At 49.5% G+C, this 13092-nt stretch carries 12 protein-coding genes; 11 read left to right on the top strand and 1 reads right to left on the bottom strand.

The genetic code is table 11. From position 1 onward, the window contains the following. Positions 1-11 precede the first annotated feature (11 nt). Genes EJL91_RS04865 through EJL91_RS04855 form a run of 3 tightly spaced genes read left to right on the top strand, consistent with a single transcriptional unit; the run spans position 12 to position 2904 of the window. Positions 12-1112 carry a TRAP transporter substrate-binding protein gene (locus tag EJL91_RS04865; protein ID WP_164516746.1) on the top strand — a complete coding sequence of 367 codons (1101 nt, stop codon included), beginning with the start codon at positions 12-14 and terminating at the stop codon, positions 1110-1112. Between the two features lie 11 nt (positions 1113-1123). Continuing rightward, positions 1124-1627, top strand: a complete 504-nt coding sequence (locus EJL91_RS04860; protein ID WP_125140806.1) for a TRAP transporter small permease — start codon at positions 1124-1126, stop codon at positions 1625-1627. Beyond that, positions 1627-2904, top strand: a complete 1278-nt coding sequence (locus EJL91_RS04855; RefSeq protein ID WP_125140805.1) for a TRAP transporter large permease — start codon at positions 1627-1629, stop codon at positions 2902-2904. The genes EJL91_RS04860 and EJL91_RS04855 overlap by 1 nt, the downstream gene beginning before the upstream one ends. 39 nt (positions 2905-2943) lie before the next feature. Here the strand turns inward: EJL91_RS04855 and EJL91_RS04850 are convergent, their stop codons facing one another. After that, on the bottom strand, positions 2944-3390 hold the full coding sequence (locus tag EJL91_RS04850) for a CYTH domain-containing protein (protein ID WP_125140804.1): 447 nt from the start codon (positions 3388-3390) through the stop codon (positions 2944-2946). A gap of 308 nt (positions 3391-3698) precedes the next feature. On the opposite strand from EJL91_RS04850, the gene EJL91_RS04845 reads away from it, so the two are divergent. The 8 genes from EJL91_RS04845 to EJL91_RS04810 all read left to right on the top strand — a co-directional run bounded on the left by EJL91_RS04845 (position 3699) and on the right by EJL91_RS04810 (position 13023). Then, entirely contained in the window at positions 3699-4577 is an 879-nt protein-coding gene (locus tag EJL91_RS04845) for a DUF975 family protein (RefSeq protein WP_125140803.1), read from the top strand. A gap of 26 nt (positions 4578-4603) precedes the next feature. Continuing rightward, positions 4604-5158 carry a DJ-1 family glyoxalase III gene (locus EJL91_RS04840; protein WP_125140802.1) on the top strand — a complete coding sequence of 185 codons (555 nt, stop codon included), beginning with the start codon at positions 4604-4606 and terminating at the stop codon, positions 5156-5158. A 229-nt stretch (positions 5159-5387) separates the two neighbouring features. After that, positions 5388-6674 carry a trigger factor gene (tig, locus tag EJL91_RS04835; RefSeq protein WP_125140801.1) on the top strand — a complete coding sequence of 429 codons (1287 nt, stop codon included), beginning with the start codon at positions 5388-5390 and terminating at the stop codon, positions 6672-6674. A 133-nt stretch (positions 6675-6807) separates the two neighbouring features. Next, positions 6808-7389 (top strand): ATP-dependent Clp endopeptidase proteolytic subunit ClpP, encoded by a 582-nt coding sequence (gene clpP / locus EJL91_RS04830; protein ID WP_125140800.1) that lies wholly within the window; start codon positions 6808-6810, stop codon positions 7387-7389. 45 nt (positions 7390-7434) lie between these two features. After that, complete coding sequence (gene clpX, locus EJL91_RS04825) at positions 7435-8736, top strand: ATP-dependent Clp protease ATP-binding subunit ClpX (RefSeq protein WP_125140799.1); 1302 nt, start codon at positions 7435-7437, stop codon at positions 8734-8736. A 179-nt stretch (positions 8737-8915) separates the two neighbouring features. Then, the gene (gene lon, locus EJL91_RS04820; RefSeq protein ID WP_125140798.1) at positions 8916-11342 is read left to right on the top strand and encodes an endopeptidase La; all 2427 of its coding nucleotides are present in this window, start codon (positions 8916-8918) and stop codon (positions 11340-11342) included. Next, positions 11339-11926: a ribosome biogenesis GTP-binding protein YihA/YsxC gene (gene yihA, locus EJL91_RS04815; RefSeq protein WP_125140797.1), complete on the top strand. Its 588-nt coding sequence runs from the start codon at positions 11339-11341 to the stop codon at positions 11924-11926. The genes lon and yihA overlap by 4 nt, the downstream gene beginning before the upstream one ends. A gap of 239 nt (positions 11927-12165) precedes the next feature. Beyond that, on the top strand, positions 12166-13023 hold the full coding sequence (locus tag EJL91_RS04810; protein ID WP_243125227.1) for an RNA polymerase sigma factor: 858 nt from the start codon (positions 12166-12168) through the stop codon (positions 13021-13023). The last annotated feature ends 69 nt before the right edge of the window (positions 13024-13092 follow it).

Below are 13092 nucleotides of genomic sequence, written 5' to 3'. Positions count from 1 at the left end.
AGATGCGGTTTATGAAAAAAAGATTATGGGTAAAGACAACGGCTCTTACAGTGGCGGCAATTCTGGGGGCGGTTACAATGGCGGGATGCGGTTCGGCGGGCGGAACAAAGAGCGCCCCGGAGACAAAGGAGGTTCTGCCGTCTGCGGAGGAAAACCACGGGGACGCAGGCACCGCAGATTTTCCGGAAATGACGATTAAGCTGGGACACGGTTCCGCTCCTGCCGATGATGATCCCTACCATATCCTGGCGACAAACTTCAAGAAAAACGTGGAAGAGGCGACGGGAGGAAAAGTAACGATCGAAATTTTCCCGAGCGGACAGCTTGGAGGGGAAATGGACAGCTATGAGGGGCTTGGCATGGGCACAGTTGACATGTGTATTGCCACGGGTAATATTTTCGGCCTCTACAATAATAAGACGACAATCATGGACATGCCGTTTTTCCTGGAGGACGAGGCAGCTGCGGAGAAACTGCTGGACAGCGGCATGGTCGCAGGCCTTCTTGAGGAACTGTCACAGACGACGGGAGCCGTTCATCTGGGCTGGGGGTCGGGCGGTTTCAGGAACATTTTCAATAATATCTGTCCAATCAATACACCGGCCGATTTAAGCGGAGTCAAGCTGAGAGTTCCGGAGACGACCATTTTCGTTGACACGTTCTCGGCGCTGGGGGCAAACGTAACGCCAATGACCTACTCGGAGACGTATACGGGAATCCAGCAGAAGACGATTGACGGAATTGAAGTCCCGGTAGGCAACGGATATACGGTTGGATTTTACGAGGTGTGCAAGTACCTGTCTATGACAAGACATTTCTACAATGCGCTTTCAATCAGCATCAGCCAAAACCTCTACGGCAAAATGTCGCCTGAACTTCAGCAGGTCTTAAGGGATGCGGCGGTAAAGGCGGGACAGGAGCAGCGTCTGGCCGTGGCCGAGAATGAGGGGAAACAGCTGGAGGCGATGAAGGAAGCCGGAATCCAGGTCAATGACATCGAGGACATCGGGGAGTTTCGGAAACTCGTAAAGCCAATCTATGAAAATTATAAAAACAACATCAGCTCTGAAATTTATGAAGAGGCTGTAAACTTGCTGGGAATTAATGAATAGGGGAGATTTTTATGAAAAATGGGTTCAAGCGGGTGGCGGATCAATTCCTTTGGCTGTACTCGGCCGCCGGGACTTTGTTTCTCGCCCTTGTAATAATAACGACGTTCCTCCAGGTGACTACGAGATATTTTATGAAAGCTTCCCTGCCCTGGACGGAAGAGGGGGCCAGGTATGCATTTATCTGGATGAGCATGATGGGGGCCTCGCTGGCGACCCGTCATGCTAGCCATGCAACAATCGACATCATCGGTGATTTTATTCACGGGAAAGCCGGATGGTACCATGCGGCGGTTGTCCAGCTTGCCATGATAACGGCCTCCGTACTCATCGGTGTCTATGGAGTTAATATGGTTAAGGTAATGATGGTTCGTTCGAGCGCTGCGCTGGGGATTCCAATGGGATATGTCTACTGTGCAATCCCAATCGGCTGTGTTGGAATTGTCATCCAGTGCCTGGCTAATCTTGTGGAACTCAGGGATACCGGGACGGAAGGAGAGAAGGAGGTGGCTGGCTGATGGCGTTACTTTTATTCGGACTTATGTTTGTAATGATGCTGGCCGGAATACCCATCGCGTTCAGCATTGTCTTTGCGACAGCCGGTTTCCTCGTCTTTACAGGTTCAGGTTCCCTGTTACTGCTCGCCCAGCGCTTTTTCCTGGGAATGGACTCCTTTGTCCTCCTGGCGGTTCCGCTCTTTGTCATGACCGGTTTTTTGATGGATCAGTGCGGACTGTCAAAACGGCTGATTGACTGGGTAGAATGTATTTTCGGACGGATCCGGGGCAGCGTCGGCGTAGTGACTATTGTATCCTGCGCCATATTTGCCGCCCTGGTCGGTTCGGGACCGGCGACAATCGCCGCCATAGGCGCGCTGATGATTCCGGCTCTGAGACAGAGCGGCTACCGGGAGGAAACCTCCGCAGGCCTTGTTGCTGCAGGCGGAGCGCTCGGCCCAATCATCCCTCCCAGTGTCGGCATGATTGTCTACGGTTCCACCATGAACCTGAGCATCCCGAAAATGTTCATGTCCGCGATTATTCCGGGACTTATGATGGTGTTCGGCCTGATTATCGTAAATATGCTTATTGTAAAGAAACAGAATATACCTCCCAGCGAAAAGAAATTCACGGCGAAAGAGAAACTTGTAAGGACGTGGAGAGCCCTTCCGGCCCTGCTGCTTCCTCTCATTATACTGGGCGGCATCTATGGCGGAATCTTTACTCCAACGGAGGCGGCTGTTGTATCGGTCGTCTACGGTATGCTGGTGGGCTTCTGTCTGAAGGAATTGTCCCTTGGGAAGCTTAGAAAAACCATGGTTTCCACGATTGAGACGTCTGCGATGATTACGCTGATTCTGGGTGTTTCCAACCTCTTTGGCTGGATTCTGGCCTACGCTAAGATTCCTCAGACACTCGCAGCTTTAGTTATCCCGATCGTAAGGACGAAATTTATCTATCTGATAGTCCTCTGCCTGCTGATGCTGATTGTAGGCGCACTCATGGAAACGCTGACGAGCATCGTAATTCTGGCCCCAATCCTGGCGCCGATTGGAATCGAACTTGGCATCGATCCCCTGATAGTCGGAATGGTCTTCTGCCTCAGCCTGATCATCGGGGTAGTGACGCCGCCGTTTGGGGTAAACCTGTTCACCGTGGCGTCGACGACCGGCCTGTCGTTCAGGAAGGTGGTCTCGGGGGCGGCGCCTTTTATCCTCTCCCTGATTGCTGTGGTTTTCATTATAGCCATATTCCCGCAGATTCTGATGTTCCTGCCGAATCTGCTCATGAAATAGGAAGAGACGGCAGAACTGCGGCCTCTGAATACCTGCTGTTTACAGCGCCGAAAGCCTGCTGTTCTGATATTCTCCCGTAAACGTGACCTCCCTTGTGAACCACGCGGGAGGGGTAAATGCATTGGCTTCCTCCTCCGTGGTGAACTCTACCTCGGCCAGTACAAGCCCTTCATAGGCGCCGCTGAAGAGATCGAGTTCAATGGTGAGCTTTGTCCCCTCGATGGGAATTAAATAGCGCCGTTTTGTCAGGACGCGTCCGTCGGCTTTCCCAAGCAGGTGGAGATAGGCCTGTTCCGTCAGGGGAAGATTATATTCTTCCCGCACCATCCGTCCCCTGGACTTGTAGGTCAGATAAAACGTATCGTCCTCGCGGCGCACGCGCACCACGGGATCCGTACACAGATAGGCCTGTTCAATCTGGTGAGACGGGTATTGTTCAGGGTCAAAAGGGAGCGTTTCTATAAAATACTTTCTTTCAATTTCCATGTGTGACTTCCTTTCATAATATCAGTATGAGATAAAACTATTTATTTCATTCTAATGGTTTAGGGGAGGGAAGTCAAATGAGGGAGAGTAAAAATGCGGACTGCGACGGCAGGATGGCGGGCTGATGGTGAGAGTGACTGAAGACTTATAACCTTCCCTCCACCACCCCATCCCCATACATGCCAAAGTCCCCCTCATTTCCTCAAAACCCCCACATTTTGAAAATTCTCCTATAGCTTTCTGAAAAAATATGCTATACTAAATTTGCGTTAAGGTTTATTTACGGGAATAGTTAAGGAGGATATATTATGTGGTCAATAGGAGACATGAAACGTAATGGATGGGCTAAAGTAAAACTCTATTATTGGTCGGCATTCGCAGTAACGATAATCTGGTCGCTTTTAGGAGGCGGTGCAAGCCGCGGGGGCAGTGTTAATACTTATAGAGAGTATAGGGAGGATATTCACCACAGTTTTCAGGGGATCAATCCTGCGACGCTGCACATGATAATTTTTACGCTGCTGGGAATTTTCGCGATTGTGGGAATTGCGGCGCTGCTGTTCAAGGTGTTTATTGGCAACCCCGTTACGGTAGGCAAGAACCGGTTCTTTATGGAGAGCCGCCTGACCCTTAAATCGGCCGGGATCGGCAAGGTGTTCTGGGTGTTTGGATGCGGACATTATATGAACGTGGTGAAGATTATGTTCCTGAGGGATCTTTTTACGGGTCTCTGGTCCCTTCTTTTTGTAATTCCGGGAATCTACAAGAGTTATGAGTATGCGATGATTCCGTATATCCTGTCGGAGAATCCGGAGGCGGACAGCAGGGATGTTTTTGCCGTGACCAAGGATATGATGAACGGAAACCGTTTCCAGCTGTTTTTACTGGAACTGTCGTTTATCGGCTGGTATCTGCTGGGAATGCTTCTCTGCTGTGTCGGCGGAGTGCTGGTGGTTCCTTACCAGGAGGCGGCTGTTGCCGAGCTGTATCACCATCTGAGAGGTTATATTAATGGTTTCCCATTCAACGGCTATGGAGTGCCCGAGCCGGAAGTGTTTTATGACAATCAGGGCGGCGGGGACAATTATTATGATAACCAGAACCATGGGGGCCAGAATTACGGCAGTGGGAATTATCAGGATAACCAGAACCAGGATAACGGAAACTATTACGACAACCAGTATTAGAGAATGATATGAAAGAGGTGGCTGATATGGCGGAAGTATATGCATTTTTGGCGGATGGGCTGGAAGAGGTGGAATGTCTGGCAACGGCGGACGTCCTGGTCCGCGCCGGTGTGAAAGTGACTTTGGTGTCCATCAGTGATAAGAGAGAGGTGACTGGCTCCCACGGTTTTACGGTTATGGCGGACGCCACAATCGGGGAGATTGATTTTAAGAAGGCGGATGTGCTGTTTCTGCCGGGCGGAATGCCGGGAACAAGACATCTTTCGGAGTGCCGTGTACTTTGTGACGCTCTGGTAACGGCCAATGAGGAGGGACGCCGTCTGGCGGCCATCTGTGCGGGGCCGAGCGTCCTGGGGGGACTTGGAATCCTGAGAGGGAAGAAGGCCACCTGCTATCCCGGGTTTGAGGGTGCGCTGGCCGGAGCCGAGATTACGGGCGACGGAGTTGTGACCGACGGCAATGTGACGACGGCAAGAGGCCTTGGGTATGCGCTGGATCTGGGGCTGGAACTGGCAGGCCTTTTGATTGACGAAAAAACGGCCTCCCATATCAAAACAGCGATACAATACGATCAGGTCTGAAATCACAGAATCCATCCGGCATGAACAGGAATCGGAAAAACAATACGGAATAAGGGACGGGAAAACTGGGGAAAAAAGTAGAAAAACCCTTGTGTTTTCCCGTTTTTTCTTTGGTTTTTTGACAATTTGGACTGGTATTTACAGAAGGGATATGATATAATGCTATCTTGAAGTGTAACGCCTAACGGGTATGGCTGTTCACATATAGAAGCAAGGAGGACCCCTTATAATGAGTTTACAGGTAGAAAAATTAGAAAACAACATGGCTAAGCTTACGATCGAAGTTCCGGCTGAGGAATTCGAGGCTGCTATCAAAACTGCTTACAATCGCAATAAAGGAAAATTCAATATTCCTGGTTTTAGAAAAGGTAAAGCGCCGCAGGCCATGATCGAGAAGATGTACGGAGCAGGCATTTTTTATGAAGAGGCTGCTAACGAAGTAATCGACGCATCTTATCCAAAGGCAGCAGAGGAGTGCGAGGAAGAGATCGTATCCTCCCCGGAGATCGATGTAACACAGATCGAAAAAGGAAAAGATTTTATTTATACAGCAACCGTAGCTTTAAAACCGGAAGTTACATTAGGTGAGTATAAAGGAGTAGAGGTAGAGAAGGTCGTTGCAGAAGTGACGGACAGCGATGTTGAAGAAGAGCTGGAAGCAGCCCGCCATAAGAACGGACGTCTTATTTCAGTAGAAGACAGACCGGTTGCCGACGGCGACAACACAGTTGTAGACTTCAAGGGTTTCATCGATGGTGTTGCATTTGAAGGAGGAGAAGGTACAGATTATCCTCTGACAATTGGCTCCCATTCCTTTATTGATACATTTGAGGAGCAGTTAATTGGTAAGAACCTCGGCGAGAAGTGCGAGATCGAAGTTACCTTCCCGGAAGAGTACCATGCTCCTGAATTAGCAGGCAAGCCGGCTAAGTTTGAAGTGACTATCAAAGAGATCAAGATGACTGAACTTCCTGAGCTGAACGACGAGTTTGCAAGCGAAGTTTCAGATTTTGAGACTCTTGCTGAATACAAAGACGATATCAGGGCAAAACTTCAGGATAAGAAGAACAGAGAAGCTGCTACTGAGAACGAGAACCGTGTTATTGATAAGGTAGTTGAGAATGCCCAGATGGATATCCCGGAGGCAATGATCAACACACAGGCACGCGGTATGGTGGAAGACTATGCGCGCAGACTGCAGAGCCAGGGCCTGAATATCAATGATTACATGAAATATACAGGTATGACGGCAGACAAGCTGATCGACCAGATGACTCCTCAGGCTCTTAAGAGAATCAAGACAAGACTTGTTCTTGAAAAGATCGTAGAACTTGAGAACATCGAAGTTTCCGACGAGGCTGTTTACCAGCAGATTGGAAAGATGGCAACAAGCTATCAGATGGAAGCCGAGAAGCTGAACGAGCTGATGGGCGAGAAGGAAAAAGAGCAGTTAAGAGACGATTTAAAGGTTCAGGAAGCAGTAGATTTACTGGTTTCAGAAGCAAAATTAGTTTAATTGCCGTATAATGAATAAGAAGTGCAAATTGGTGGGAGGCCCGCAAAGCGCGCCTTTCACCGTTTGGTGTCGGTGAAAAGTGCGCTTTGCGGGCTTTTCATCGTTTCCATTTTTGCAGAACAGGAGGCATTCTATGAGTTTAGTACCCTATGTCATTGAATCCACCAGCCGGGGAGAGCGTTCCTATGACATTTTTTCCAGGCTGTTAAAAGAGAGGATTATTTTCCTCGGAGAAGAAGTTACCGATGCGTCGGCAGGACTTATCGTGTCACAGCTTCTGTTTCTGGAGTCCGAAGATCCGAACAAGGATATTCATCTCTACATCAACAGCCCGGGCGGTTCCGTATCGGCAGGACTGGCAATTTATGACACGATGAATTACATCAAGTGCGATGTTTCTACTATCTGTTTCGGCATGGCGGCCAGCATGGGAGCATTCCTCCTGGCAGGCGGTGCAAAGGGAAAACGTTTTGCCCTTCCAAATGCCGAGGTTATGATCCATCAGCCGTCCGGCGGTGCACAGGGTCAGGCTACGGAAATTCAGATCGTGGCGGAGAAGATTTTACAGACAAAGAAAAAACTGAACGAAATCCTGGCAGCGAACACGGGCCAGCCATATGAAGTCATTGAGAGAGATACCGACAGAGATAATTACATGACAGCACAGCAGGCAATGGAGTATGGACTGATTGACAGTGTCATTTCAAGCCACTAATTACATTCATAGCCATTATTTTATAGAAGGAATTGAGGTGGGCATATGCCAGGCAGATCTGATGACAAGATTCGCTGCTCTTTTTGCGGCAAAACGCAGGACCAGGTCAGAAAACTGATTGCAGGTTCTAATGATGTTTATATATGTGACGACTGCATCGAACTTTGTGCAGAAATTCTGGAAGAGGAATTTGCTGATCAGAATGACAAGGGTCCGGACTTCAGCGGGATTAACCTGTTAAAGCCGAAGGAGATCAAGGAATTTCTCGATGAGTATGTCGTAGGCCAGGAGGAAGCCAAGAAAGTGCTCTCCGTAGCGGTATACAACCATTACAAAAGAATCACATCCAAGGGAAGCCAGGAAGTGGAACTTCAAAAGAGCAATATCCTGATGCTTGGACCAACCGGTTCCGGTAAGACATATCTGGCGCAGACACTTGCCAAAATCCTGAATGTCCCTTTTGCCATCGCAGATGCCACGACATTGACGGAAGCCGGTTATGTCGGCGAGGATGTAGAGAATATTCTGTTAAAGATTATCCAGTCAGCCGACTTTGACATCAGCAAGGCCGAATACGGTATTGTCTATATAGACGAGATTGATAAGATCACAAAGAAATCAGAAAATGTTTCGATTACAAGAGACGTTTCGGGTGAGGGAGTGCAGCAGGCGCTTCTGAAAATCCTGGAAGGTACGGTTGCAAGCGTTCCGCCTCAGGGCGGGAGAAAGCATCCTCAGCAGGAGCTTTTACAGATCGATACGACGAACATTCTCTTTATCTGCGGCGGAGCGTTCGACGGCCTTGAGAAGATTATCGAGAACCGTCTGGGAGCCGGCTCCATCGGCTTTAATGCGGAGATCGTGGATAGACAGAACCAGGATATCGACGAACTTTTAAAGCAGGTTATGCCTCAGGATTTATCCAAGTTCGGTCTGATTCCGGAGTTTATCGGCCGTGTGCCGGTTACGGTTTCCTTAAGTTCCCTTTCAGAAGACGCTCTGGTAAAGATACTTTCAAAGCCGAAGAATGCTATTATTAAGCAGTATCAGGCACTCTTTGATTTGGACGGTGTGAAGCTGGAATTTACGGACGATGCACTCGGTGCGATTGCCCATCTGGCCGTAGAGAGAAAGACGGGAGCCAGAGGACTGCGTTCGATTATGGAATCGATCATGATGAATATTATGTACGAGATCCCTTCAGACTCCAGCATTGGAATCTGTACGATAACCAAGGACGTGGTGGAAGGAAACAGTGAACCGGAACTGGTGTACCGGGAGAATACAGTACCCCGTAAGTCATTTACAGGGCGTTCAAAAAAGGATAAGACAGGCGAAATCGCCTGATTAAGGCCTGTCATCAGCGATGAAAGGTACGCTTTCCGCGTACTTTTAGCGCCTAAACGAAAGGGGTTTGTAAGATGGAGTGTTTCTCATTTTACAGATCCCTTTATTGTTACGATGTATATCCATTCAGGCGGGGGATGCTGTCCCGCGAAAGTGACGTACAGAACAGGAGATTTAAAATGGAAGATAAAAAGATGAGACTTCCTGCGATAGCACTGCGCGGACTCACCGTGCTGCCGCAGATGACGATAAATTTTGACATTATCAGGGGAAAGTCCATTGCAGCCGTTGAAAAAGCCATGGTGGGCGATCAGAAGGTCCTTCTGATTACACAGGTAAAACCGGAGGAGATGAATCCCGACATGGAGGATTTATTCCATATCGGAACCGTCGGCTTCGTAAAGCAGCTGGTAAAGATGCCGGGCGGCATGGTCCGCGTTACCGTGGAGGGACTGGAGAAAGCGGAACTTTTGGAACTGGATAACAGCGGTTCCACCCTGACCGCCACCGCGGAGCTTCTCGGTGACATGGAGGACGACTTAAATGTGATAGAGAAAGAGGCGATGCTTCGGATCGTGAAGGAGAAGCTGGAGGAGTACGGTAAACTCAACCAGACGGCGGGAAAAGATTTTCTCCTGTCCCTGATCTCCGCATCCGGGCTGGAAGAGATTCTTCATCAGCTGGCCGTGCAGTTTCCATGGGATTTTGAAGCAAGACAGAGAATTTTGGAGTGTACATATTTAAGCTCCATGTACGAGACCGTACTTCAGCTGCTGCTTACCGAGACCGAGGTTTACCGCGTCAAGAAAGAATTTCAGACCAAAGTAAAGGCGGCAATCGACAAGAATCAGAAGGACTATATCTTGCGCGAGCAGATGAGGGTAATCCGTGAGGAACTGGGGGAGGACAACCCCGTATCCGATGCGGATGAGCTGAAAAAACAGCTGAAAAGCATTAAGGCGGACAAAGAAATCAAGGACCGCATCTTAAAGGAAATCAACCGGTTTAAGGGAATGCCCTCCGGCAGCCAGGATGCCAACGTATTGAGGACTTACCTGGAGACCGTTCTGGAACTGCCGTGGAATAAGGTGACAAAGGATAATTCGGATCTCAAGTTCGCGGAGAAGGTGCTGGAGGAAGACCATTACGGCCTTACACAGGTTAAGGAGAGGGTGCTTGAATATCTGGCGGTGAGAATTCTGACGAAAAAGGGCACCAGCCCAATTATCTGTCTGGTGGGGCCTCCGGGAACCGGAAAGACTTCGATTGCCCGCTCCGTAGCCAGGGCGCTGGGCAAGAAATATGTCCGCATCAGTCTTGGCGGCGTGCATGATGAGGCCGAGATCAGGGGCCACAGGAAAACATATGTCGGCGCAATGCCGGGCCGTATCGTGGAGGGAATTAAGCTCGCGGGCGTAAGCAACCCTCTGATGCTTCTCGACGAGATTGACAAGGTGAGCAGCGACTATAAGGGAGACACCTCCTCGGCGCTCTTAGAGGTCCTGGACAGCGAACAGAATATCCATTTCCGCGACCATTATATTGAGCTGCCCATTAATCTGTCGGAAGTGCTCTTCATTGCAACGGCAAACACGACCCAGACAATACCGGGGCCGCTTCTGGACAGAATGGAACTGATCGAGGTCAACAGCTATACAGAGAACGAAAAATTCCATATTGGAAAGAATTACCTGATACGCAAACAAATGGAGAAGAACGGATTGACAAGGGCACAGCTTACCATCACCAATCCTGCCCTTGAGAAGATCATCCACAATTACACCAGGGAAGCCGGTGTGAGAAACCTGGAGAGAAGGATCGGAGATATCTGCCGCAAGGCTGCAAGAGAGCTTCTGGAACAGGACAAGAAATCAATCCGTATCACGGATAAAAACCTGGAGAAATACCTTGGCCGTGAAAAGGTGCTGTATGAGGACGCGAATGACGAGGATCAGGTGGGAATCGTCAGAGGCCTTGCATGGACCAGCGTCGGGGGAGATACGCTTCAGATTGAAGTGAATGTGATGCCGGGCAAAGGCAATCTGCAGATGACGGGCCAGCTGGGCGACGTGATGAAAGAATCGGCGCAGACGGCCCTCACCTGGGTCCGTTCGGTGGCTTCGGTGAAATACCGGGTTCCGGAAGACTATTTTGAGACACATGATATCCATATCCACATTCCGGAGGGAGCGGTTCCCAAGGACGGCCCGTCGGCCGGAATCACGATGGCTACTGCAATGCTGTCGGCCGTGACGGAACGCTTTGTATCGGCAAAAACTGCGATGACGGGTGAGATTACCCTGAGAGGCCATGTCCTCATGATCGGAGGACTGAAAGAGAAACTGCTGGCGGCAAAGATGGCCCACATTGAGAAAGTGCTCGTGCCGGACAAGAACCGTCCCGACGTGGAAGAACTGTCGAAAGAGATTACAAAAGGCATGGACATTGTCTACGTTAAGGAGATGGAAGATGTAATCCGGGAGGCATTTGTAACAGGATGCACAGAGGATGAGGCGGCAGACCGGGAAAGGGATGCATCCTCCGCCGCATTGGCCGAGGCTGCGGCCACCGTGGCCGTAAAGCCAGAAAGAAAGGGAAAACCATGATTATAAAAGATGTAAACCTGGAAACCGTATGCGGCATTACCAGCAAGCTGCCGGAGAATACACAGCCGGAGTTTGCCTTTGCAGGCAAGTCGAATGTGGGAAAATCTTCGCTGATTAATGCGCTGATGAACCGCAAATCCTATGCCCGTATCTCGGCACAGCCAGGCAAGACGCAGACCATCAACTTTTACCACATCAATGATACGCTCTATTATGTGGATCTCCCGGGCTACGGCTATGCGAAAGCCAATGTGGAGGTAAAGGCGAAGTGGGGAAAGATGATTGAGGATTATCTCCACCGTTCCAAGATGCTCAAATGCGTTTTCCTTCTGATTGACATCCGCCATGAGCCGTCCTCCAACGATAAGCTGATGTACGACTGGATTGTCTCACAGGGATACCAGCCGGTCATAATTGCGACAAAGGCTGATAAAATTAAGAGAAGCCAGCTGCAGAAACAGATGAAGGTTCTGAGGGTCGGCCTGGACGTCGGAACCGATGTGCTGATGATTCCTTTCTCAGCGGAGACAAAGCAGGGCAGGGAAGAAATCTGGGATTATATAGAGAGACTGGCCGAAGCGTAAGTAAAATGGAATTCCCGCTTGTGCGGCCGAATTCGGTTATTGTTGCAAGGCAGGCAGGAGATGCCCCTCATGTTGCGGGCGTATCTTCTGCCTGTTTTTTGATGTCCGGAGTTTGTAAACAGTTTCCGGGAATGATATAATAATTTTACATAAAAAACGGGTATTTTTACTGTCACAAAGTGTATTCCGGTCTGTCTAATGATATATAACAGAAAATCAACCGGAAAAGGAGAATGAATATGAATCAGACGGAAGTAAGCGGAAATAAAACACAACTGGAAGTCCTGGCGGTACAGGCGGCGGAGGGGAAGAAAGAGGCGGTGGAAGAGATTCTTTTGAGAATCCAGGACATGGTATTTAACCTCTCTCTGCGTATGTTGGGAACGGTAGTGGATGCGGAAGACGCATCACAGGAGATTCTGATTAAAGTGATGACCCACCTGGGTGATTTCAGGCGGGAGAGTGCATTTACGACATGGGTCTTTTCCATTGCCACGAATCATCTTTTGAATTACAGAAAGCACATGTTTGCCAATGCGCCTCTCAGCTTTGAATACTATGGAGAGGACATTATAAACGGAAGGACGGAGGACCTTTCCGACAGAACGGGAGGGGTTGACAGAGGGCTTCTGGAGGAGGAACTGAAGATGTCCTGCACCAATGTGATGCTTCAATGCCTGGATGGGGAAAGCCGCTGTATTTATATCCTGGGAACCATGTTTAAGGCGGACAGCCGTGTGGCGGGTGAGATCCTGGGAATCACGCCGGAAGCATACCGGCAGAGATTGTCCAGGGTCAGAAAAAAGGTGGGAGATTTCCTGAAAGTATATTGCGGCCTGTCAGGCGGACAATGTTCCTGTAAACGGAGAATCGATTATGCAATTGCGACACACCGCATCAATCCGCAGAAACTGGACTATCTGGACCTTCCTGAAGGCGGGGCCGATGTACATGAGTATATCGAGGCGATGGAAAAAGCGGATGACTGTTCCCAGGTGTTCTCCGGTTTGCCGATGTATGGGGCTACAAAGCGTACAAAAGAATTCCTCACCGGTTTTCTGAACTCCGATGTTTGTAACTATATCAAAAATGCATAAGATCCGGCGGAGCGCTGCGTATCCTCAAAGAAACAGGGGGCGCGGCGCTTTGCCTTCAGCTGGGGAAGA

The organism is Clostridium transplantifaecale (assembly GCF_900626075.1).
Taxonomy (GTDB): Bacteria; Bacillota; Clostridia; order Lachnospirales; family Lachnospiraceae; genus Otoolea; species Otoolea transplantifaecalis.
The sequence above is the reverse complement of the archived record's forward strand: the minus strand, read 5'-3'. Positions and strand labels throughout refer to the sequence as shown.

Bases quoted from the DNA above. Each gene is read 5' to 3' on its own strand.
- EJL91_RS04865 (WP_164516746.1), top strand. From the start codon at position 12: ATGAAAAAAAGATTATGGGTAAAGACAACGGCTCTTACAGTGGCGGCA.
- EJL91_RS04860 (WP_125140806.1), top strand. From the start codon at position 1,124: ATGAAAAATGGGTTCAAGCGGGTGGCGGATCAATTCCTTTGGCTGTAC.
- EJL91_RS04855 (WP_125140805.1), top strand. From the start codon at position 1,627: ATGGCGTTACTTTTATTCGGACTTATGTTTGTAATGATGCTGGCCGGA.
- EJL91_RS04850 (WP_125140804.1), bottom strand. From the start codon at position 3,390: ATGGAAATTGAAAGAAAGTATTTTATAGAAACGCTCCCTTTTGACCCT.
- EJL91_RS04845 (WP_125140803.1), top strand. From the start codon at position 3,699: ATGTGGTCAATAGGAGACATGAAACGTAATGGATGGGCTAAAGTAAAA.
- EJL91_RS04840 (WP_125140802.1), top strand. From the start codon at position 4,604: ATGGCGGAAGTATATGCATTTTTGGCGGATGGGCTGGAAGAGGTGGAA.
- tig (WP_125140801.1), top strand. From the start codon at position 5,388: ATGAGTTTACAGGTAGAAAAATTAGAAAACAACATGGCTAAGCTTACG.
- clpP (WP_125140800.1), top strand. From the start codon at position 6,808: ATGAGTTTAGTACCCTATGTCATTGAATCCACCAGCCGGGGAGAGCGT.
- clpX (WP_125140799.1), top strand. From the start codon at position 7,435: ATGCCAGGCAGATCTGATGACAAGATTCGCTGCTCTTTTTGCGGCAAA.
- lon (WP_125140798.1), top strand. From the start codon at position 8,916: ATGGAAGATAAAAAGATGAGACTTCCTGCGATAGCACTGCGCGGACTC.
- yihA (WP_125140797.1), top strand. From the start codon at position 11,339: ATGATTATAAAAGATGTAAACCTGGAAACCGTATGCGGCATTACCAGC.
- EJL91_RS04810 (WP_243125227.1), top strand. From the start codon at position 12,166: ATGAATCAGACGGAAGTAAGCGGAAATAAAACACAACTGGAAGTCCTG.